The 23262-nt window shown below is 66.9% G+C and carries 16 protein-coding genes; 14 read left to right on the top strand and 2 right to left on the bottom strand.

Annotated features, from left to right (window positions below):
* Window positions 1–46: 46 nt before the first annotated feature.
* Both ASE13_RS16225 and ASE13_RS16220 read right to left on the bottom strand, forming a co-directional pair.
* Window positions 47–2989, bottom strand: a complete 2943-nt coding sequence (locus ASE13_RS16225) for a TonB-dependent receptor domain-containing protein (RefSeq protein WP_056618440.1) — start codon at window positions 2987–2989, stop codon at window positions 47–49.
* A gap of 163 nt (window positions 2990–3152) precedes the next feature.
* Window positions 3153–4691, bottom strand: a complete 1539-nt coding sequence (locus tag ASE13_RS16220; RefSeq protein WP_056618437.1) for a tryptophan halogenase family protein — start codon at window positions 4689–4691, stop codon at window positions 3153–3155.
* A 262-nt stretch (window positions 4692–4953) separates the two neighbouring features.
* On the opposite strand from ASE13_RS16220, the gene ASE13_RS16215 reads away from it, so the two are divergent.
* From ASE13_RS16215 to ASE13_RS16150, 14 genes are read left to right on the top strand one after another with little or no spacing between them, the layout of a single operon-like run.
* Window positions 4954–5538 (top strand): Pvc16 family protein, encoded by a 585-nt coding sequence (locus ASE13_RS16215; RefSeq protein WP_162254708.1) that lies wholly within the window; start codon window positions 4954–4956, stop codon window positions 5536–5538.
* A gap of 4 nt (window positions 5539–5542) precedes the next feature.
* Window positions 5543–6745: a hypothetical protein gene (locus tag ASE13_RS20070; RefSeq protein ID WP_056618431.1), complete on the top strand. Its 1203-nt coding sequence runs from the start codon at window positions 5543–5545 to the stop codon at window positions 6743–6745.
* Window positions 6746–6770: 25 nt separating this feature from the next.
* Window positions 6771–8519: a phage tail sheath family protein gene (locus tag ASE13_RS16205; RefSeq protein ID WP_056618428.1), complete on the top strand. Its 1749-nt coding sequence runs from the start codon at window positions 6771–6773 to the stop codon at window positions 8517–8519.
* Between the two features lie 41 nt (window positions 8520–8560).
* Window positions 8561–9016, top strand: a complete 456-nt coding sequence (locus ASE13_RS16200) for a phage tail protein (RefSeq protein ID WP_025560025.1) — start codon at window positions 8561–8563, stop codon at window positions 9014–9016.
* Window positions 9016–9549 carry a phage tail protein gene (locus ASE13_RS16195; RefSeq protein ID WP_056618425.1) on the top strand — a complete coding sequence of 178 codons (534 nt, stop codon included), beginning with the start codon at window positions 9016–9018 and terminating at the stop codon, window positions 9547–9549. The genes ASE13_RS16200 and ASE13_RS16195 overlap by 1 nt, the downstream gene beginning before the upstream one ends.
* Window positions 9549–9755, top strand: a complete 207-nt coding sequence (locus tag ASE13_RS16190; RefSeq protein ID WP_056618422.1) for a DUF5908 family protein — start codon at window positions 9549–9551, stop codon at window positions 9753–9755. Before ASE13_RS16195 ends, ASE13_RS16190 begins: the two co-directional genes overlap by 1 nt.
* A 1-nt stretch (window position 9756) precedes the next feature.
* On the top strand, window positions 9757–10449 hold the full coding sequence (locus tag ASE13_RS16185) for a CIS tube protein (RefSeq protein WP_056618419.1): 693 nt from the start codon (window positions 9757–9759) through the stop codon (window positions 10447–10449).
* On the top strand, window positions 10446–12245 hold the full coding sequence (locus ASE13_RS16180; RefSeq protein ID WP_056618416.1) for a phage baseplate assembly protein V: 1800 nt from the start codon (window positions 10446–10448) through the stop codon (window positions 12243–12245). Before ASE13_RS16185 ends, ASE13_RS16180 begins: the two co-directional genes overlap by 4 nt.
* Entirely contained in the window at window positions 12245–12544 is a 300-nt protein-coding gene (locus tag ASE13_RS16175; protein WP_056618413.1) for a PAAR domain-containing protein, read from the top strand. Before ASE13_RS16180 ends, ASE13_RS16175 begins: the two co-directional genes overlap by 1 nt.
* Before the next feature lie 3 nt (window positions 12545–12547).
* The gene (locus tag ASE13_RS16170) at window positions 12548–12970 is read left to right on the top strand and encodes a GPW/gp25 family protein (RefSeq protein WP_056618408.1); all 423 of its coding nucleotides are present in this window, start codon (window positions 12548–12550) and stop codon (window positions 12968–12970) included.
* On the top strand, window positions 12967–16368 hold the full coding sequence (locus ASE13_RS16165; RefSeq protein ID WP_156404944.1) for a baseplate J/gp47 family protein: 3402 nt from the start codon (window positions 12967–12969) through the stop codon (window positions 16366–16368). The genes ASE13_RS16170 and ASE13_RS16165 overlap by 4 nt, the downstream gene beginning before the upstream one ends.
* Window positions 16362–18257: a hypothetical protein gene (locus ASE13_RS16160; RefSeq protein ID WP_156404943.1), complete on the top strand. Its 1896-nt coding sequence runs from the start codon at window positions 16362–16364 to the stop codon at window positions 18255–18257. The genes ASE13_RS16165 and ASE13_RS16160 overlap by 7 nt, the downstream gene beginning before the upstream one ends.
* Complete coding sequence (locus tag ASE13_RS16155; protein WP_056618393.1) at window positions 18254–19591, top strand: ATP-binding protein; 1338 nt, start codon at window positions 18254–18256, stop codon at window positions 19589–19591. The genes ASE13_RS16160 and ASE13_RS16155 overlap by 4 nt, the downstream gene beginning before the upstream one ends.
* A 2-nt stretch (window positions 19592–19593) precedes the next feature.
* Entirely contained in the window at window positions 19594–23205 is a 3612-nt protein-coding gene (locus ASE13_RS16150) for a contractile injection system tape measure protein (protein ID WP_056618388.1), read from the top strand.
* Window positions 23206–23262: the final 57 nt, after the last annotated feature.

The raw sequence follows: 23262 nt of genomic DNA, 5'->3' as shown, positions 1-23262 counted from the left end.
GGGAGGAATGCCTCCCTCCCCCGAGTGGTTCGCTTCAAAGGGGGACTTAGAAGCGGTACTTGGCTCCGACTTGGAAGCTGCGGGCGTTGCCGACCGTGCCGTTCTCTTCGAACGTCGGGTTCTCGCCGCTGCCGGCGCCCCAGGCGGAATAATTGCGGTTGACCGTATCGAACACGTTGAACGCCGCGAAGCTGACTTCGAAATCATGCCCCCAGGGCAGGTGGAAGTTCTTCGCGACGCGCAGATCGAGGTTCGAATAGGCGAAGGTCTCCTTCGGGAAGAACACGCCGCCCATATTGCCGTAGCAGCACGCATTCTCCGGCGGATTGGCCTTGAAGATGATGTTGCCGAAGGCCGGACCCGAACCGAGCGTCAGTGTGCCCGAGAGCACGGTGTCGAACGGACCGCGGAACAGACCGGTGCCGACGAAGCGATAGCGCTCGGTGCCGTTGACCCACTGCCAGCCATAGGCATCCTGACGCGGACCGTTGTAGAACTCGTCCGAGCCGAGCTCCTGCGCGACGTTGGTGCGCGGCGCCTGCAGCGTCAGCGACGCCGTGAAGCCCCATTTCGCATTCGCCGTGAACGGCTTCTCCGCAGTGATGTAGATCGCGTTATAGACCGCATCGCCATCGTTCGAGCCGATGTTCAGCTTGCCCTGAAAGCCGGGAAGCTGGCCGGCCGCGGGGAAGTTGTCCTCGATCCACTGATCACCCTGCGACGTGTAGCTGCCGTTCGGGAGACGGTTGCCACGCACGAACTGGAAGATGTTGTGGCTGCGGATGTGCGAATAGGTCAGCGAGGTCTGGATCTGCCCGAACCGCTTGCGGATACCGATGTTGAACTGGTCCGAGAAGGGCAGCTTGGTATCGTTGTTGAGCAGCCAGACGTCGCCGCCGGTTCCCTGCGCGATCGCGAGCGCGCGCAGATTGTCCGGATCGCGATACGCCTCGTTCCAGTTGACGCAATTGCCCGGCGCCGGGTTGGCGCCGCCATAGCCGGTGCCTTGGCAGAACGCGACATTTGTGATCGACTGATAATAGTTCTTGATCGTCTCGATGCCCGCGGTGATGAACAGCGGACGATCGTAATAGCGGCCGGCGCCGGCGAAGAAGATCAGGTCGCGATCGCCGTTCACGTCATAGCTGACGCCGAGGCGGGGCTGGAAGGCCAGCCATTCGGGCGAACGGTTCTCGCCGGTAGAGATATAATCGCCCGGGTTGATCCCCGCCGCCTTCCAGCCCGGATAGTTGACCAGCGCCGCGGCGACCTTGGCCGGGGTTACGAAATTCTCGTTCTTGGCGTTGGTCTCGAGATCCCAGCGCAGGCCGAGGTTGAAGGTCCAGTGCTCGTCGGGCGTCCAGTCATCCTGGATGAACAGGCCGATCTGGGTATTGTTCGCGGTTGCCGGCTGCACCGCCACTGTCGAGACGCTGGCGCCCGTCGGAACCTGGTTGGCGAAGCCGGTATAGGTGCCGGCGTTGAAGTAATAGGTGCCGTTGCTCCGCGAATCCTCGAGCCGCTTATACTGGCTGAAGGTCACCTTGCCGCCGAGCTTGAAGACGTGATCGCCGCCGAAGAAGGTGGTGTTGTTCTTGACGGTGAAGGTCTTCTGGTTGTCGTTCTGGACGAAGCTGTTGGTGCCCAGGAACGCGACTTCGCTGCCGCTCGGGACCGGATTGCGGGTGAGCACGATCTCGGGACCGTCACCGGTGCGCGGCGTGCCGTTGGCGACGGTGTTGTACGCGACGGTGAACTCGTTGAGCCAGCTGTCGCCGCGATGCGCCCATTCGACCTGGTAGACGTCGATGTCGCTGGTCAGCTCACGCCCGTGCTCGGGAACCGAATTGCCGCCATAATCGGCGAGATTGTTCTCCCGGCGCAGGAAAATGCTGGCGTTGACCGTGTCCTTCTCAGTCAGGAATCCGGTCAGCTTGCCGAAATAGAGCCGCTGCTTGAAGCTCTGGGCATAGCTGCCGTTATACTGGCTGATGATCGCCTGCGGGATATTGTCCGCGGCCGAGAAATTGACGTTGCTCGACGGCAGCCGCTGGTCGGTCGCCTCGAACGCCGCGAAGAAGTGCAGCTTGTCCGCAATGATCGGGCCGCCGAGATCGGCGCCATATTGCCAGCGATTGTAATCGGGCTTGGGGTTGGCGCCGGTCGGGTTGTTGGCGTTGCCCGGACGATCGAAATAGGGGCGCCCGATGAACGACTTAGGCTGCCACTCGCCGAATGCGCCGCCGTGGAATTCGTTGCCGCCGGTCTTGGTGACCGCAGTGATGATCGCCGAACCGGCCTGCTCGTACTCGGCCTTGAAGTTCTGGGTATCGACCTTGAATTCCTGCACCGCCGATTGCGGGAAGGGATTGCCCCGCGAGAAGTTCTGCCCCGAGACACCGCCGTGGTTGATCGGGTTCTTGAGGCTGAGGCCGTCGACGAACACGTTGATGTTGTCGGCGCTGACACCGCCTGCCTGCACGCGCCGCGCGCCCGAGGTCGGTGAGACGTTCACGCCCGGCGCGAGCGCCGCGAAGTTGAGGAAGTTGCGGTCGTTCTGCGGCAGATTTTCCATCTGCGCCTGGCTGACGTTGGTCGAGACCGTGGCGGTGCGCGTCTCGGTGCGATCGCGCGTGCCGGTGACGACGATCTCGTTGCCGGTGCCCGCCGTATCGGCGGCACTGCCGAGATCATAGGTCACCGTCTGGCCGACGGGGAGGACCACCGTCTCGGCCTCGCCGCCGGTCGACAGCTGCACCTGATAGGTGCTCGGGCGCAGGCCGACGATGACGTAATTGCCCTCGGCATTGACCGTCGCGGTGACCTTGCGGCCCGTCGTGGTGTCGGTGACGGTGACCGTCGCACCCGGCGCGGCACCCTCGACATGACCCTGCAGCGTGGAAGTGGTCTGTGCGGACGCGGGCGACCCGATCGTCAACGCAGCGGCGAGCGCCGCGGCCGAAATGCCGCGCGCGATAACATTACGCATCTTTCTGGAATCCCTCACTTCATTCCTCCCCTAACCCATATTGTAACCGGTTACATGACCGCTCAATACGGTTTCTGATCTCCGACAACGATGTCAAAACCCTTTGGCGCCATCTGTCAACAACGCGCTTGCCCAGTCCCGGTTCAAGCGCGGTGAGCTGTGCCTATCCTGCAACAGTCAGTGGTGGCGCCTTGCAATGCCGATCGATGAAGGCCGCGTGATCGGGCATCGCGTTCGCGACGTCGGCGACCACTTCCTGGACGTCATGCATGAACTCGGCGACGGTCGCCTGCGGGATCATCTCGACCATCGGGTCATACGCGACCTTCAGCCCCTGCCCCAGCAGCACCTGCACCCAGCTCTCCTCGCGGAACAGCTCCTGCGCCGCGCGGCGGAAGAAGCGACCCGAGGAGGCGAACAGTTCGAGCCGTTCGGTGAGGCTGTCGGGCACCGCCATATGCTTGAGGTAGCGCCAATACTCCGTGTCCTCGCGATCGGTGACCTTGTAGTGCGCGACGATGAAGTCGCGCACGTCGGTGAATTCGAAATCGTGCTGGCGATTATATTCGGCCACGTCCGGCACGGCGAAGCCCTGGTGCGGAAACAGCGCCATCAGCTTGGTGATGCCGGTCTGGATCAAGTGGATGCTGGTCGATTCGAGCGGCTCGAGAAAGCCCGAGGACAGGCCGATCGCGACGACGTTCTTCTCCCAAGCCTTGTGGCGCTTGCCCGGGCGGAAGCCGACCGGACGCGGATCGGCGAGCGGCTTGCCGTCGAGATTGGCGAGCAGCACGGATGCGGCCTCGTCGTCGGAGATCTGGCTGCTGGCGAACACATGGCCGTTGCCGATCCGGTGCTGGAGCGGGATGCGCCATTGCCAGCCATGCGCGCGCGCCGTCACCCTTGTATAGGGCGTCAGCGGCGACACGCTCTCGCACGGTACGGCGAGCGCCCGGTCGTTGAGCAGCCACTGGCTCCAGTCCTCGTAACCGACGCCCAGTGCCTGCCCGATCAGCAGCCCGCGCATCCCCGAGCAATCGACGAACAGGTCGCCGTCCACCGTGCGGCCGTTCGCCAGCACGACATGCTCGACATACCCGCTTTCGCCGTCGAGCTTCACGTCGACGATCCGGCCCTCGATCCGGGTGACACCCTTCCCCTCGGCACGCACACGCAGAAACTTCGCCAACAGCGAGGCGTCGAAATGATAGGCGTAATCGATGCCCGAGATCGGCGACGTGGGGTTGCGCGGATCGGGGAAGCAGAATTTGTTCGCCATCCCCGCGCGGCAATTGAGCGCGTAATCGTCGAAATGGCCGACCGGCTTGCCGCTGGCCTTGAGCTTGAGCCAGAGCTGGTGCGGGTGGAGCCACATGAAATCCTGGCCGATCCGTCCGAAGCCGTGGAAATAGCGATCGTCGCCGGTGCGCCAGTCGACGAAGTCGATGCCAAGCTTGAACGTCGCCTGGGTGGCGCGGACCATCTCGACCTGATCGATCCCGGCCATCAGCATATAGTCGCGGATCGCGGGGATGGTCGCCTCGCCGACGCCGATGATGCCGATCTCGTCAGATTCGATCAGCCGGATCTCGTAGCCGCGGAACAAATGCGAGAGCATCGCCGCGGTCATCCAGCCGGCGGTGCCCCCGCCGACGATGGTGACGATCTTGATCGGCACGGGGCCGCGCACGGTATCGGTCATCGCCTCTCCCCGCCGCGCTTTCGGCCACGGCTGATGCCTGTTAGGCGATGCCGAGGCGCCTCGTAAACGGTTACGGCAGCGCACACCGCCGGGCGCATGCCTCCGTATCGGACAAGCATTTCGGATGCGTCGTCTGTTGCCAGCGCGTCCGGCGCCGATAGGCTCAGGGCAAGTCGCATCGAATCCAGCCGCGCCCGTGCAGGCGCAGCGGCGTCATCCGTTCCGCGTGGCACCTTGAGGGGGAAGATCTTGGCCCATGGTCATGATCAACGATGTTCTGTTGTCCGTCCGCAACCGGATCGAATCCGCGCTGCAGGCGACGCAGGCGCGCGACGAGGAGTGGATCCGGCTGACCAATCTGACCGGGCTCGACGGCACGGTGCAGCCCGACATCGCCGGGCGGATCGTGATGTCGCTCGCGGCGCTCCAGCACGATACCAGCCTCGGATCGTACCAGCCGATCCGCGCGAGCGGGGGCGACAATTATGCGATGTCGAGCGCACCGCAATTCATCGACGCCTATGTGCTGTTCACGTCGTGCTTCGTCGAGGCGAGCTATGTGGCGGGGCTCGCGATCCTCTCGCGCGTGATCGAATATCTCCAGGAATATCCGGTGTTCGATGCCGCGAGCTCGCCGGAGATCGGCAGCCAGATGGGCAATCTCGCGATCGAGCTGGTCAGCCTCGATCTGGGGCAGGTCAGCCATCTCGCCACTTATACCGGGCTGAAGGGCCAACCCTTCGTGCTCTACCGCCTGCGCCGCCTGCCCTTTGCCGGCGCGGCGATCACATCGGTGGCGCCGGCGGTGCGCGAGGTGCCCCCACCCCTGCTCCAGCCCAGGGAATGAGCCGATGACGACGATCTTCGACTCGTTCCTCGACCAGGCGCTGCGCAGCCTGCCGCTCACTGCGCTGCAGCCTCCGACCGCGCCGACGCCGCTGCCGCCGCGCGCCGCGTTGGCCGGGCGCTACGATCGCTGCATCTCGATCCACATCCGCCACCAATTCTACAATCGCAGTGGCGGCGTTTGCACCGACATCGCCGTCGAGCCGACGCGGCGCACGCTCGAGCGGCTGGCGCTGTACGGCTATGTCGTACGGCGCCGCGCCGACGGCATCGACCTGTTCTGGGATACCGCGGTCAAGGCGCAGGCGAACGACATCTTCGCCAAGCTGCAGAGACGGTTCGGACAAGTGCCGCAGGATGTTTGGGCACGGCTCTACGAACCGCCTCTGCTGTTCGCGCTACACCTCACCAATCCGCGCTTCGCGGTGTTCACCGACATGCCGACCGACCACCGGATCGGCGATCCGCCCTTGCGGCTGTCGAGCCGCTCCAATGTGCCGGGCGCGGTCGGCACGGCGGCGCTGACGATCGACTGGCGCGCGCGGCTCGACCGGTCGAGCATCGTCGATACGCGCGGCATGGAAGGCGTCGGCACCAGCGTGCCGCCCCCGCTTGGGAAGGACGAGAAGGAACCGCCGCCCGATCCCGCCAAACAGGGCCCGGCCGCGCAGGAGCGCATGCAGGTCGAGCAGCGTTCGCAGGCGCTGGCGCTGCTCGACCTGCACTTCACCCGCGCCGATCCCGCACTGTTCGAGGGCTGGGACGGCATGCCGATCGATCGGGCGCCGAAAACGCCGCGATCGGGCAAGCCCGATTTCTTCCGCCCGGTGACCTACACGATCGCGTTCGCCGCGCGGGCGACGCGGTGGCGCTATTTCGTCGCGGCGCGCAGCGGCACGCTCGACAATGCCAGCCTGAGCATAGTGGCGCCCGACGGCAGCGACGCCGGCTTCCGCCTCGACGACGCACCCCATCTCCTCCCCGACGGGCGCCGCGCCGCGTGCCTCACCGGCGATGCTCCGCGCGCGATCCTCGCCAGCCCCGAGGCGCAGCTCGCGTTGGCCGGGAAACCGCTGGGCGGGCGCAGCTATCCGCGCATCCTCGTCGACCGGCTTCCAGGTCCCGCGACAGACAGCGTCGTCCCGGCCGCGCCCCCGCGCAGCGGCCAGCCGCCGCCGGCCTGGTCCGACATCTACGTGTTCGTCTGAAAGCCCCCCAAACGGGAGATACGCGATGGCCAGCCAATACAAGACACCGGGCGTCTACATCCAGGAACCCGACAGCTTCCCGCCCTCGATCGTCGGCGTGGATACCGCGGTTCCCTGCTTCATCGGCTATACCCAGCAGGCGACCGACACCGACAAGCGCGCACTGACGCTGATCCCCAAGCGCATCGAATCCATGGCCGAGTTCGTCCAATTCTATGGCCGCGGCTATTCGCAGAAATATTATCTCGCGGCAGCCGATGCCGAAGCCCCGGCGAACGACGACGCGGCGACGACTTCCCCCGACATGAATTGGGGCAATGTCTCACTCGATGGCAATACATCGTACGCGCTGATGCAGGTCGGCAAGACGGTGTTCAATCTCTACAACAGCATGCGGCTGTTCTACGCCAATGGCGGCGGCCCCTGCTATGTCATCTCGTGCGGCGCGTTCGAGACCGGTGACACTCCAACGCCGATCTCCGCCGACGATTTCGAGGACGCGCTCGGCGTGTGCGAGAGCTTTGTCGGGCCGACGATGGTCGCGATCCCCGACGCGATCCAGCTCCCCGACAAGGACCAGTTCGCCAACGTCACCGCCCGCATGCTGCGCAGCTGCGCCAAGACCGGCGACCGGATCGCCTTGCTCGACATTTGGGGCGCGAACACGATCCAGCCGCGCGAGGATTGGAAGCCGAAAATCATCGATTTCCGCAATGGCGTGGCCTCACAGGTGCCGCCCGAGATGTGGCGTTTCGGCGTGGCCTATTTCCCGCCGCTGGTGACGTCGGTGGTGTCGCCGAGCGAGATCGACATCTCCAACTTCGCCACCGACGGCACCAACAAGACCACGCTGCAGGCGGCGTTGCTCGGCGTGCTGAGCGCGGCCTATCCGGCTCCGCCGCCTGCCTCGGCCAATCCCGGCGACAAACCCGTCGTGAATGGCAACGACAAGCCTCCGGCGAACAACGGCAAGCCGGCTCCGACCCCGACGGCGCTCACCGCGCTGAACGCCAAGGGCCAGACGATCTATACCAGCTATGTCGACAAGATCGGCACTTCGCTGGCGGTGCTTCCCAAGCCCGCCGACGCCACTTCGGTCGCGGCGGGGATCACCCACAAGCAGCTCACCTCGGCACTGACCGCCACCGTTCCCGGCTTCCAGAACCTGCTGGCCGCGGTGGCAGCGACGCAGGGCGTGCTGCCGACCAGCGGCGCGATCGCCGGCGTCTGGGCGACCAACGACGCCTCGCGCGGGGTGTGGAACGCTCCCGCCAATGTCGGCATCGCGACGATGGTGATGCCCAAGCTGCCGATCGCCGGCGACGCCCAGGACGATCTCAACGTCCCCCCTCAGGGCCTCGCGATCAACGCGATCCGCACCTTCCAGGGCCGCGGGAGCCTGATCTGGGGCGCGCGCACGCTCGACAGCCTGTCGAACGACTGGCGCTACATTCAGGTGCGGCGGACGATGATCTATGTCGAGCAATCGGTGAAGCAGGCGCTGGACGCGATGGTCTTCCGCCCCAACACCGCCCAGACCTGGGTCACGGTGGTCTCGATGATCGAGAGCTTCCTCCACGGCCTCTGGGCCTCGGGCGGCCTGATGGGGAACAGCCCCGCACAGGCGTACAATGTCGTCGCCGGGCTCGGCAGCACGATGACGCCGGATGACGTACTCAACGGCGTGATGCGCGTCCAGGTGACGCTGCAGATGGTCCACCCGGCCGAGTTCATCGAGCTCACCTTCAAGCAGCAGATGCTCGGCGGCGCCTGACCGGGCCGCCTTTCCCAACCCCCTTCTGACAGGAGCAGATCATGGCTGACGGCAGTGCACAGGACGAAGTCTGGCCGCTTCCCAAATTCTATTTCAACATCGATCTCGGCGACGGCAAGACGCAGGGTTTCTCCGAGATCAGCGGGCTCGAGAGCGAAACCAAGGCGATCGAATATCGCCACGGAGACAGCGCGGTGTTCGCGCCGATCAAGATGCCGGGGCTCAGGAGCGTCGGCAATGTCACGCTCAAGAAGGGCGTGTTCACCAAGGATTCGATCTTCTGGACCTGGTTCAACGAGACCCAGCTCAACATCATCAAGCGCCGCACGGTGATCATCAACCTGCTCAACGAAAAGGCGTCGCCGATGATGACCTGGACGCTGACCAACGCCTTCCCGGTCAAGATGCAGGCGACCGATCTCAAGTCCGACGCCAGCGAAGTCGCGATCGAAACCCTCGAGATCGCCTATGAGACGCTGGCGGTGAAGGCTGCCTGATGCCGCCGGCCGGTGCCCCTGCCGCCAAGGCTGCCGCCGATCCGCGCGAGCGGCCGCTGCGCACCGACGACATCTATGTGCCGCCGCCGGTATTCGCTTTCCGCGTCGATATCGACGGCGCGGAAAGCGACACCAGCTTCCAGGAGGTGTCGGGGCTCGAAGTGCAGTTCGAGACCGAGGAGGTGGTCGAGGGCGGGCAGAACCGCTTCATCCACCGGCTGCCGGTGCGGACCAAATATTCGAACCTGGTGCTCAAGCGCGGCGTGGTAACGCAAAAATCGACCTTCGGCGGATGGGTGTCGCACGCGCTGTCAGGCGGGCTGGTCCAGCAGCGCGGCGGCGGCCGCAAGACGATCGGGATCAAGCTCATCAACGAGAAGCGCCAGCCGCTCGTCGCGTGGGATGTGTTCGGCGCCTATCCGCTGCGCTGGGAGCACACCCCGCTCAATGCGATGGGCAACGACGTGCTGATCGAGACGGTAGAGCTCAGCTATCAGTTCTTCCAGCGCCAGAATTTCCCGCGGGCCGCCTGATGCCATTGGAGATCCGCCAGATCGCGATCCAGATGCGCGTCGCCGAAGATCCCGGCGAGCAGGAGGAAGAGAGCCGGCCGCGCTCGGTGCTCGACCTCGTCGATTGCGACTGCGACGAAGGTGACGAGGAGGAGAAGGAGGCGGCCCTGGTCGAACGCTGCGTCGAGGCGGTGCTCGCCGAACTCGCACGCCGCCAGGAGTGGTGAGATGGCCGGCAAAGGCGGGCTCGACAAGCTGACCATTACCGGCTTCGCCGATCCCGGCTTCAACAGCCAGGCGAAGACTCGCCCCAATCCGATCAAGGCGATGATCAACCCCAACCAATATTCGCAGGCGATGGGGGTCTGCTACACCAAGCAGCAGGGCGCGGGCGGCACCGGCAAGAAAGTGGTGTTCAATCGCGACAAGGGCGAAGCGCTGGAGCTTGCGCTCGTCTTCGACGGCACCGGAACCGTTCCGGACGCGCCGACCAAATCGGTCGACGACCAGCTCGCCGAGCTCAAGCGGCTGATCTACGAGATCAACGGCGAAATCCACTCGCCCAATTACGTCCAGCTCGCCTGGGGCAGCCTGTTGTTCAAGGGCCGGCTCAAATCGATGGGAATCGACTACACGCTGTTCGCGCCCGACGGCACTGCGCTCCGCGCCAAGGTCAAGGCGACGTTCCTCGGCTATCACGACAATACGGACGGCCGCGCGGCACAGAAGCTCAGCTCGCCCGACATGACGCATGTCGTGACGGTGCTCGCGGGCGACACGCTGCCTCTGCTCTGCCACCGCATCTATGGCGACAGCCGCTATTATCTAGCGGTCGCCGACCATAACCGGCTCGACGATTTCCGCACGCTCGAGCCCGGCCAGGCGCTGCTCTTCCCGCCGATCGCGCGGGCCGGGCGATGAACGCGGTCTCGCCTGCATCGAAGACCGGGCTGCCGGTCAAGCTCGCGCTCACCGCCGACGATACCAGGATCGACACCGATCAGATCGCCTCGGTCGAGATCTGGTGGGAGGCCAATCGCGTGCCCCGCGCACGGATCGTGATCTATGATGGCCAGCCCGACAGCGAGACCTTCCCGTTCAGCGACGCCGAGACCTTCGTGCCGGGGGCGAAGATCGTGCTCTCGGCCGGCTACGGCTCCGACCTCGCAGTGATCCACAAGGGGGTGGTGGTGCGCCACGGGCTGCGCATCGTTCCCGGCGCTTCGGCCCAATTGGTGGTCGATACCAGCGATCCTTTGCTCAAGATGACGCTCGCGCGGCACAGCGCCGTCACCGAAAAGGCCACCGATGCGGCGCTGATCTCGGCTTTGGTCTCCGCCAATGGCGGCAGCGTGCGCGGCAATGCCGCGGCCACCACCCAGGTCGAGGCGATGGTGCAGGCGCATGCCTCCGACTGGGACCTGATGCTGCTCCGCGCCGAGGCGAGCGGCTGCGTGGTGGTGATCGACGACAGCGAAGTCGCCGTGATCGCACCCACCGCTTCGGCCAGCCCGGTGCTCACGCTCGAATATGGCGAATCGATCCTGAGCTTCGACGCCCAAATCGATGCCGTGTCCCAGCTTGGCGACAGCGTCGTGAACAGCCGGGCGTGGAGCTATTCGGACCAGGCAGTGACCGAGGCCACGCCCGACGGCAGCACCGAGGTGACCGTTCCCGGCAATTTGAAGACCGCGGCGCTCGCCGACGTGCTGGGCGTCGCTGCTTATGTCCAGCAGACCGCCGCCGCGCGCGGCGAGGGCGAACTCGGCAAATGGTCGGCCGCCGCACTCATGCGCGCCAAGCTCTCGCAGTTCACCGGCACCGTGAAGTTCCAGGGCAGCGCGTTGGCCAGGCCGGGCACGCACGTCACGCTGGCGGGGCTCGGCGAGCGCTTCAACGGCGATGCGTTCGTCAGCGGAATCCGCCACCTCATCCGTGGCGGCGATTGGCACACCACAGCCGATCTCGGCATGCCCGCCGAACGTTTCGCCAGCCGCGATGCGAAGATCGTCGATCCGCCCGCCGCCGGTCTCGCACCGCCGCTGCGGGGACTGCATGTCGGCCAGGTGAAGGCCGTCGCGGAGGACCCGAACGGCGATTTCCGCGTGCAGGTGACGCTGCCACTCACCGATCCCGACAATGCGATCTGGGCACGGCTCGCCCAACCCTATGCCTCCGAAGGCTTCGGCTGGTCCTTCTTCCCCGAAATCGACGACGAAGTCGTGCTCGGCTTCATGAACGAGGATCCGGCGAGCGCCGTGATCCTCGCCAGCGTCTATTCGAACCAGCGCGCGCCGACCCACACGCCGGAAAAGACCAACGACATCAAGGCACTGGTCACGCGATCGAAGATGGAAGTGAACTTCAACGACAAGGATGTGATCCTCAAAGTGAGCACGCCCGGCGGCCGTTATGTCGAGCTCGACGACAAGGCGGGAACGGTCATCGTCACCGATCCCAACGCCAACAAGCTGGTGATGAAGAGCGACACGGTCGAGCTGATCAGCGCCGCCAACATGACGATCAAGTCGGCGACCAACATGACGATCGATTGCGGCGCCAACCTCACGATCAAGGCCGCGGCCAATTGCGACGTGAGCGCGGTGCAGATCAACGCCACCGGCTCCGCCCAGCTTGCATTGGCGAGCAACGGGACAGGCTCGCTCAAGGCCGCCGCGATCCTCGAAGTCAACGGCGCGCTGGTGAAGATCAACTGATGCCCCCCGCCGCGCGCCTCACCGACATGCATGTCTGCCCGATGCTGACGCCCAGCGTGCCGCCGATCCCGCATGTCGGCGGACCGATCTCGGGGCCAGGCGCGCCGACGGTGCTGATCGGCAGCCTGCCCGCCGCCCGCGTCGGCGACATGGCGGTGTGCGTCGGCCCGCCCGACAGCATCGTGAAGGGCTCGGCCACCGTGCTGATCGCCGGCATGCCCGCCGCCCGGATCGGCGACATCTGCGCGCATGGCGGCAGCATCGTGCTCGGCCTGCCGACCGTGCTGATCGGCGGATAGGCGATGGCCGCCCGCCCCGTCTCCTTCCTCGGCCGCGGCTGGAGCTTTCCGCCGCGCGTGTCGACCGTGACGCTCGGCACCGAGATGGAGGAAGGCGATTCCGATATCCGCCAGAGCCTGTTCCTGTTGCTCTCCACGCCGCAGGGCGAGCGGGTGATGGTCCCGACCTATGGCTGCGACCTGCACCGTTTCGTCTTCGCCGATCTGACCGCCAGCCTGCTCAGCGAGCTGCGCGAAATGGTCAGCACCGCGATCCTGCGCTGGGAGCCGCGGATCGACTTGCTCGACGTCACCGCCGCCGTCGACGCCGCCGATCCGGCGCTGGTGCTGATCGGGATCGATTATCGCGTTCGCGCGACCAACACGCGCAACAACCTCGTCTTCCCCTTCTACAAGAACGAGGGCACGCTGGTGGAGGGGCCATGACTTCCCCTTCACGGTTGATCACGCGCTGGACGACGCAGGCCGGCCGCGAACCGCCCGCCTTCGCGCCCGAACGTGCACGGCTCGATCCGCGCGGGCTGCCCGAACTGCTCGCCGACATCGCCAGGCTGGCCGCGGATATCCCCTTCCACGACGATACCGGCGCGGTGGAGGGCAACTGGCGCAGGATCCTGCTCGCCGATCGGAGCTTCGTGCTGGCCTTGCTCGCCACCGCCGATATCGACGCGCGCGCCGAGCCGCTGACCGCGCTTCTCGAACAGGCGCGCGGCATCGGCAACTCGCGCGAGCACGAGCGACGCCTGACCGAGTTGGTCGAGGCGCTGCTGCGCTTCGCCGACGATCTCGACGATTGGCTCGGTCCCGCCAACCTCGGCGAGGCGACGGAAGGGCGATCGATCCGGCGGCTCGCCGAAGACGCGGTGGAGAGCGTGCTCGGGCCGCAGCTCCAGCGCCTGTTCGACGAAGTCGTGGCGGGCGAGGTCGAGCTGGGCGAGCACTTCCATCACCATCATTGGGATACGCCCCGCCCATGGCGCCGCGCCGTGATCGAGGGCGAGATACACGGCGTCGCCGAAGCCGTCGAACGCGCCTGGGCCGGCCGCATGCTCGAAGCGCTGGCCGATGCCGTGGAACGCTTCCTCGACGAGATGCGCGAATGCGAAAAGCGCGCGAATATGGCGTTCAAGACGACGTTGCACGCGGGCGATCACAGCGCGCACCCAGCGCTGGTGATAGCTTTCGCGCAAATGTCCCTCCACGCCCGCAACCTCCTGAACGCAGTGCCGCAGCGCCTGATCGATTTCTACCAACAGGAATTGCTCCACGCCGCGCCCGCGCGGAGCCAGCCTGATCGCATGCTCGTGGCAGTGGAGCCAAAGCCGGGGACGCGGCCGATTCTGGCGAAGGGGACCCTGCTCTCCGCGGGCAAGGATGCGAACGGGCGTGGCATCGCCTTCGCGACCGATGCGCCACTGGCCGTCACCGGCGCAGTGCTCCGCGAGGCGCGGCTGTGGTGGCCGGAGAATGGCGGAGTCACGCTGCATCGCATGACACCGGGACCGGACGGGCGCCTCGGCGATGCGGCCACCGGCATCGCGGCACCGCCACCGGGCGAGCCGTTCGAAGCAAACGCGATATTCTCCACCCCGTTGCTCGACCTCGCCGGCGGTACGCGGCACGTGGAACTCGAGCTCGATCTCGGTGGCGTCGATATGACGGGCGCGGAGCTCAGGCTCTGCGTGTCGACGGCACAGGGATGGCTGCCCATACTTTCGCCCGATTGTTCGTTCGATATGGGCACGCTGACCGTGAGCTTCACGCTGCCGCCCGATTTTCCGCCGCTCGCTCCCTGCCCGGAAATCGCTGATGCGATTCTCCAACCCGCACTGCGCCTCACCCTCGTCACCGGGAAGCTGGCGGAAGCGCACGTCGCTGACGCCCGGCTGCGCATCGCGATCAAGGACCTGCCCGACCTCAAGATACGCACGCCCGCCGGGCCCGCCAGCGCATCGGCCGCGGCCCCGTTCGGCGCGCCGCCCTGGCCCGGGGGCTGGCTGCGCGTGGATCATCCCGTGCTGGCCGGCCCCCCGCTCGATCGGCTGGTGCTCCGCTTCGATTGGGCCGGTCTGCCGCCGGGCGATGGCGGGTTCGCCGATTATTACCGCGGCTATGTCGTCGACGGGCAGGGGCAGTTGTTCGACTTTCCGCCGTTCGACAACGCCGCATTCGCAGTGACGCTCGCGGCGCCGGTGCACGGCTGGGACGCCGCCCAACGCCTTCCGCTGTTCGCGCCCGCAAGCCTAGGCATCGCGCCGCCGGTGCCCGCCGCGCCTCCTCCCAACATCTTCGCGGCCGAGTTCGAGCCGGCCCCGCCGCTGATGCCCGAACGCGGCCCGCTTGCGCTCGGTTCGTGGCTCGCCGCCACTGCCAGTGACGGCGGCGAGCCGCTGCCCGACCATATCTGCGTGACGCTCGCTACGCCGACATACGGTTTCGGCCACTCGCTCCACGCGGCGAACGTCCAATATGCAACCGAGATGATCGCCCGGAGCGACGCGCCCCTCCCCACCCGGCCGAGCTTCCTCCGGCGCCTGTTCGCCGTGATCGTCGCGCTGCCGGGCAAGCTCTTCAAGAAGATCGAAGGTATCGAAGCCGAGCCCGCGGCACCGGAACCGGAACCGGAACCGGTGGTCGTCCTGCTGCCCAACCCGCCCTTCCAGCCGCTGCTTTCCGGCATCGCGCTCGATTATGCGCGCTCGTTGGGAGCCGACGCGCTCACGCTACACCATGCGGCAACGCTCGACAGCCCAGTCGAACTCCCGATCGTCGGCGCGCCGCTTTTCCCCGTCGGGCCCACCATGCCGACGCTCGATTTGTATTTCGAAGGTGCGCGAGCCGACGACGTGCTGGCGCTGCTCGTCCAACTGGCAGCGAGCGACGCAGGGGACTTCAGCCCCGGCTATCGCTATCGGACCGCCGACGATTGGGCGCCGCTCCCGTCCCGCGCGCTGCTGGCCGACGAAACCAACGGGTTCACCGCCACCGGCATCCTCCGGATCGCGGTGCCCGCGGACGCCGCGCAGCCGTTCGGGCTTCGGCTCACCTTCGCCAACGACGCGACGACGCCGCCCGCGATCCTCGCCATCCTCCCCGACGCAGTGCCGGCGACCCGTCTGATCCATGGCACCGAGACCGAAATGCCGCCCGTGCCGGCTGGCACCGTGACCAAACTGCCCGGCATGATGCGCGTGGTGCAGCCGCTCGACACCGCCGGCGGCCAACCGCCCGAACCACCCGCGATGCTGCGCGCCCGCACGGCCGAACGCGTCCGTCACCGTGGTCGCGCGCTTGCCGCCTGGGACATCGAGCGGCTGGTGCTTTCCGAATTCCCCGACGTGGCGCAGGTGCGGGTATTCCCCGAAGGCGATCCCGCGCGACAGGCGACGGCCGCCAATGTCACGGTGGTCGTCACCGCTGCGGGCGGCGCGACCAAAGTATCACGGCAATTACGGGAGGCCATCGCAGATCGGCTCGCGCAAATCTCCAGCCCGTTCGCCCGGACCTCGGTGGTCGATCCGGTCGCTATTCCCATCCATGTCTCCGCTCGCCTGATCCTGGCCGATGCCGACCCCGGCCCGGTCGAGGCGGCCCTGGCCAGCTTTCTTTCGCCGGGTGCCGAACCGGGCCTCGATCTCGCCGACGGTGCCGGCATCGATCGTGTCCGCGCCGGGATCGCCGAGTTCCTGTTGCGCCTGCCGCAAGTATGCGCGCTCGATCGCGTGACGGTGGCATTGGGCGACGCGCCGCCCGGCTGGCACATGGCGGTGCCCGGCGCGATCGAAGTCACCGGCGTCGCCGCCATGGCCTCGGCATCATGGTAATACCCGCGGTCATCGCCCGCGATCCAATGGTGCCGCCCGCACAGGATTTCGACGCGCTAAAGAGCGAGGCGATCGGGCTGCTCCAGCAATTATGCGCGCACTGGACCGACTATAACGCGCACGATCCGGGCGTGACGCTGGTCGAGCTGCTCAGCTATGCGCTGACCGATCTCGGCTATCGCGCGACGCTTCCGGTCGCGGACCTGCTCGCCGGCGCGAAACTGGCGACGCAGGACGGCATCTATCCCCCCTGGCGCGCGCTGCTCTCCCCGCCCGTGACGATCCCCGATTTCCGACGCCTTTTGCTCGACCGCGTCGAGGGACTGGCGAATGTCTGGCTGACACCGCGGCGCGACGGCGCCGGTACGGAAGGTCTCTACGACATCCGCCTCCACGCCAGGCTGCCGCTGCCCGGCGTCCATCCGGAACCGCACCTCCATTACCGCGATCTGGTCGCCCGGACACGACGCGTCTTCCGGCGCAACCGGCCGCTCTGCGAGGATATCGGTTCGGTCCGCGTGCTCCGACCGTTGCGGACGACCGTGAGCGCGGATGTGGCGATCGATCGCGGCGTGCGTCCCGAAACGGTGATGGCCGAGGCGCTGTTCCGGCTCGCATTGATCCTGGCGCCCGAGCCGCGACGCTCGGGACCGGATCCCGCTGGTCCGGCGATTCCCGATGGCCCGCTGCTGACGAACGGCCTGATCGCCGCGGGTGAGCTGACCGACAAGCCGGCGACTACAGATCGCGAGGCGCTGGCCGAGATCCTGCGCGATGTACCCGGCGTGCTCCGGGTGTCCGATACGCGATTATGGGTAGAGGATCACGGCTGGTGCGACGACGCGATCCAGATCGACTCCGACTGCTATTGCAGCCTAGACGCCGGGATCGAGAGCGAAACGCTGCCGCTGGCGCTCAGTCTCGACGGGCGCGCATGTGCGATCGATCGCGGCGACGTGCTGCGGCGATTGCTGCGGCGCTGGGATGCGCATCGCGCGGATCATCCGCTCAAAGCTAGCTACCGGAAAACCTTCGTCTTGCCCGAGGGACGCGCCCGCGCGCTCGCGCGCTTTGCGCCGCTGGGGCCGCAACTGCCGCGCGTCTACGGCCTCGCCGGCACCGGCAAGCCGGAGAGTCCCGCGGCGGCGCAGCTCCAGGGCTTTCTCGCTATCTTCGAAGCAGTGATGCGCGGCATGTGCATCCGGCTGGACGAAGTCGCTGCGTTGCTCGGCGGCACGATCCCCACGGACCTTCCCGCGCGGCACCGTGAGGACCTGCTGGACTTGCTGCTCGCGCTCTACGGCGTGCCGGCCGATCGCATTCCGATACCGCCGCGCCTCGCAGGCTCCCGTCAGGCAGCCACGCTCCATCGCGTCACGATCAAGCAGACTTTGCTCGATCATCGCGCGATGCTGGCGAGGCGCCGAGGCCGAGGCTTCGATCCCGATGCGCGCCGCAGGATACGCCGAGAAGCCGGCGCCGCATTCCAGACCAATCTCCTTCTCGGGGGCGGTCGCGGCCGGCGCGGCCGGATCTGCCTGATCGAGCATATGATGCTGCGCCCGCGCACCCGCGCGCGCCGTGAGCTCGAACAAGGCCGCTTCACTTATGCCATGGCGGTCAGCGTGGGGGTCACGATGCGCGACGAGGAGCGCCACGATTCTCGCTATCGCGCGGAGATCGAAGCGGCGATCCGTGATGCGCTGCCTGCGCATATCGCACTGCACGTCCACTTCCTCGATCCGCCGCGATGGCGGCGGCTGCATGATCTGAACCGCCTCTGGCATGCCGCGCTTGCGCTCGACGAACGGCATGCCGCCGATCAGCTCGCCGCCGAGCTCCGCGACCTGCTGGAGCGCTGGTCACAACGCGAGCGTACGTGCGAATGACCACCAACGGCGCGGTGATCGAGGCCGAGATCGCCTGGTTCCGCGAAATGGTGGACCTGCGCCTAGACCTGCACGCGCGCGAAGCGGATGGCGATCTGCTCGCGAGCGTGCCCGTCCCCGATCTCGGCGATCTGCCTGTGCCCTTTGCTGAGGGCGTGCGCGAAGCCGGTCTCGCGCCCCCGGAACGGCTCGTGCTGATGCTCGCCCTGCTGCCGCATCTCCGCCCGCAGGCGCTCGACCATTTCCTGATCCAGAACGATGCGAGCAAGCGCCGCTTCACCGAATTCGGCGGCGTCGAGGGTGGCACACATGGCGGGTTTCGCCCGACCCGCGAAACCGCTTTGTTTCTGCTGGCCGGCGAGAATATCGATCGACGGCTTGCTGCGTTGCAGCTGTTCGCGCCCAATGCGCCGCTCCAGGCACGACGAATCCTCGAGACGCCAGAGGAGCCCGGCGAAGCTGGCCCCTGGGCACCGCTGACCCTCAGTCAACGCTGGATAGCCCGGCTGACCACCGGCACCGCCGCCGCGCCGCACTTCGGCCCGCTTTTTCCGGCGCAATTGCTCGAGACGCCTTATGCGCTGAAGGATGTCGTCGTCGGGCAGGCAGTGCGCGAGGAGCTCGACGACCTGCTCGCCTGGGTCCGCAACGAGAAGTTGCTGATGGAGGATTGGGGACTGCGCAAGCACCTCAAGCCCGGCTACCGCGCGCTGTTCCACGGCCCTCCCGGCACCGGAAAAACGATGACCGCGGCGGTATTGGGCAAGGAACTGGGGCTGCCGGTCTATCGCGTCGATCTCTCGCGCGTCGTCAGTAAATGGGTGGGCGAGACCGAGAAGAATCTCGGCGCTTTGTTCGATCAGGCGGCGGACGGCGATATGCTGCTCTTCTTCGACGAGGCCGACGCGCTGTTCGGCAGGCGCGGCGACACGCAGAGCGCGAATGATCGCCACGCCAACCAGCAGATCGCCTATCTGCTCCAGCGTATCGAGGATTGTCCCGGCGTCGTGATCCTCGCGAGCAACCTCAAGGCCAATATCGACGCGGCGTTCGCGCGGCGCTTTCAGGCCATGGTCTATTTCCCGATGCCCGACACCGCGGCCCGGCTGCGGCTCTGGCAGATGGCGTTCGCCGACCCGCGCGGGAAGCTCGCCGCGGGCGTGTCGCTGGAGGGTCTCGCACGCCGCTACGAACTGAGCGGCGGCGAGATGATCAACGTCCTGCGCCGGCTGAGCGTGCACGCTTTGATCGACGAATCCGGCTATGTTCCCGAGACGCGCATAGCCGAGGCGATTGCGCGCGAGCTTGCGAGTAGCGGACGGATGGCCGGTTAGCGATGCGGCGCGTGCGGCTCGATCATCTGGTCGAAGAGCAGGTGCTGACCATCCACGTCGAACGTGATCTGGCGCAGCCCGCGCTGCTTAATCGCTTGGGTGAAATCAACCGGCTGCGCTTCGTGCGGGTGATCGAGCAGGTTCTCGACGAGTTCGACACGCCCGGCGAGCGCGTCCGCATCGCGGCCGTACAGGTCAGGCTGGGCAGCTTCGCACCCGACGACCTCTATCGCGCCGAAGCAAGGCTGCGCGAAAGGCTGCGCGCGGCGCTGGCGATCGCGCTGGGGAAAGGATCGGACGGCAGGGCACTTCACGAGCGCGAAGGCCGGGCGCTGGTCGCGGCCTTCGAACATTATCTCCTCCACGGCGCCTGGCCGATTGGAAACGCCATCGCGCTCGACACCTTGCCGGCGGATCTGCTCGGGCAATTGATTGCGGAGGATCCGCTGGCGCTCGTCGCGATGCTGCGACGACGGGGATCGAGCGACGCGCTGCTCCGGCGGCTGGTCCGGCAGATGCCCGAGACGCTGCTCGCCGCTTTGCTGCACCGGCTGGAGCCGGTGCACGCCGCCTATGTCCTCGCCTATCTGGGCGAGGTTCGCGAACGTCATGCAGCGGAGCGCCTGATCCCGGCGAGCCCCGCACAACTCGCCGAGATGCTCTGGACGATCGTGCTGCGCGATGCGCTGCAGGAATCGGGGCTGCAGGCGAACCGCAAGGCATTCCTGCTGCGCCTGCTCCGGCAATTAGCGCGAAGCGGCGGCACGACTCTCGCGGCGCTGATCGCCCAATTGCGCCGGGGACTGCCGCGGATGCTGGCACGAAGGCGGGCGCCTGGGTCGCTGGTGGCGGTGCTGGGAGAGTTGATCGCCGACGAGCCTGGCCTGCTGGCGGGTGCGTTCGGCATTTCGGAGCTGGCGGCATTGCTCGGCAGGCGCACGCTTTCCGCGCGCGAGCAACGCGAGGCGGCACGGCTGGTGGAGGTCGCGGATCCGCGGCAGCTGCGCTGGCTACTGCGGCGATTGGCCAATGAGGATCCAGCGAGGCTCGCTTCGGCGATCGAAGGCGTGCTGCCACTCGGCTATGCGCTCGGCGCGATCTGGAGCATCGAAGTGGTGGGCCTGCCCGCCGCCATCGAAGCACTGGCTGAGGGCCGTGCGGAATGCGCCGCTTTGCTTGCGCTCGCGGCACGATCAGCCGAGCGGTCCGAAATCGCGGCCCGGCTGGCGACGGCATTGATCGCCCGGATGCGCAATTCGGACAGCATCAACCTCCCGACTGCGAAGGACCTGCCGGCGCGCTACACACGGTCAGGAACGATGGCGCGGCTGCTGGCGGCATTCACGGAAGCAGCGGAACACCCGTGTCCGTCCGACCTCGCCCGCATCCGCCAAATGCTGGCGACCGCGATGGCGACCGATCCGCTGGAGGCGCGGCAAGTGCTACGCAACTTCGCAGCGGCGGACCCGCAGCGATTGTGCCTGCTGCTCGGCCAGCCGGACGCGCCCGATGCAGTAATCGGCCAATTGCTGGCGCCGCATCTGCACGCGACGCTCGCCGCTCTGGCACGTGCCGCGCATTGCTCGCCGGCGGAATGGCGCGCGCTGCTCGATGTTGCGGCCGGAGCAGCCGACAGCGACTTGCCAGAGATGCTGCTAACCAAAGCGCTGGAAGCGCTCGCCCGGGCCCGGGGCATGACCGCGATAACGCTCCGCGCCCGATTGGTGGGGGAAGGAACTGCCGAACGGGAAACACTGACGACGCGACGGCTCGCCACGCGGCACGCCGCGCTCGAGCAATTCGCATTCTTCTGGTCCGGCAAGCACGGAATGGCGCCCGGCGAAGCCGCGGCGATTCTCACCCGGTTATTGCCGCACCTCTCGGGCCTGGCGCCCGGCATGCTGCGTGCGCGGTTGGCCGACGAAAACCGGCACGAGGCGAGCGCGTCGCTGCTACGGCTCCGGCCGCTGCCCCGGTCCGCACTGCTGCGGCTCGCGCTCCTTTTATCCGGTGCCAAAGCCGAATTGCGCGCGATCCCCCCCGAAACACTGCCTTCCGCCGTGGCGACACTTCTCGACCAGGGAAATCTCACATCCTTTGCAAACGATGCACACGGACCGGTGCAGATCGGCGGAGATCCGAATCGAAACCGAGCCCCTCCCGCGCGCGAAAATGGCGACCTGCGCCTGGCCGCACTGATCCGCGTCCGCCCCTTCACGGCCTTGCGGTCGATCGCGGAAACCAGAGACGCGCCCTCACGTCTGATGCCGTTGCTCGCGGATGCGCAAACCCTGCCTTTGCTGTTCGCGTCGATGGCGCCCGCAGAGCGCACGCGCACCGAAGCGCTCGCCCGACTGTTGACCGGCCGAGCGGGCCGACTGGCGATCGCGCCGGCCAAGTTGGCCAAGGCGCTCGCGCAGGCCGCTACCATGTGCGACTGGAGGAGCCATAGCGGGCGCGGCTTTGCGGCGGAGTGGCTGCGGCAATTGTTCGCGCTGGCGAGCCTCGCCGAGCAAGCGGCGCTGCGCCGCCTGCTCGACCGCCTTCCGGCCGAAGAGCGGATCGATGAAGCAAAAGGGGTGAAACCGGCCGAGGAACAGCTTCAGCAGGACATTGCCGGCAAAGCGCGGGCCGTGCTGATGCTTCGGCCCAATGCCCCGCTGAGTGCGATCCGACGCGCGCTGGAGGACCCGCGCCGGCGCGGGCGATTGGCGCGTGAACTCAGCGAAACCGAACTGGTCGAACTGCTCCTGCTGCTCGCCCCGACGGCGGGGGCAAGCCTGCTGCACGCCGCCGAGCGGCTGGCGGCGGCCCGACGGGCGGGCGGTGCGCCGCTAGCCCGCACCGTGCAATGGGAATGCATCCTGGCGGCAAGCGGCCACAGGCACCCCATTCCGCGCCTGACCAGCCTGTTCCTCGACGGCGCCGAGGGAGTCCCTCCTCCGCCCGCCCCGGCCCGCGCGCGGATCGAGGCGCTGCTCTCGGCGAGCCTCGAGGGCATGCGCGACGCGCCGCTCAGGATCGCCCTCGACCTGCGCGAACGCGACCGCAGGCGTCGAGCGGCGGAGACGCGGCCGGAAAATTCGGACGCCGCGTTCTCGGCCATCCATATCGCCAATGCCGGGCTGGTACTCGCCTCGGCCTTCCTCCCCAGGCTCTTCCAGTCGCTCGACTATGTCGTGCCCGTGGAGGACGGCGCGTGGCGCTGGAACGACGGCGAATGCCGGGACCGCGCCGTCCATCTGCTGCAATGGCTCGTCGACACCCGCACCGACGCGCCCGAGCCGCAGCTCGCACTCAACAAGCTGCTGTGCGGCGTCGCGGTCAGCAAACCGATATCGGCGGGGATAATACTCAACGACCGGGAGCTCCGGATGGGCGGCACATTGCTCGCGACGGTCCTGGCGGGCTGGCCGCCGCTGGCGGAGAGCGGAATCGACGCGCTGCGCCAGGCTTTCTTCCGGCGCGAAGGGCGATTGACCCGAAGCGAGCAAGGCTGGAGCCTCGACGTCGAGACGCAGGTGCTCGATATCCTGCTGGATCAGCTCCCCTGGGGATTCTCCACGATCCTGCATCCCTGGATGGGTGCGCCGCTGACGGTCCAGTGGCGATAGCCGCGCCCATTCGCGCCTTGACCACAAATTAGCCGGCAAATCGCGTATTTTCCTTGT

The sequence above is a fragment of the Sphingomonas sp. Root241 genome, assembly GCF_001428865.1.
GTDB lineage: Bacteria > Pseudomonadota > Alphaproteobacteria > Sphingomonadales > Sphingomonadaceae > Sphingomonas.
This window is presented reverse-complemented; position numbering and strand designations above follow the sequence as displayed.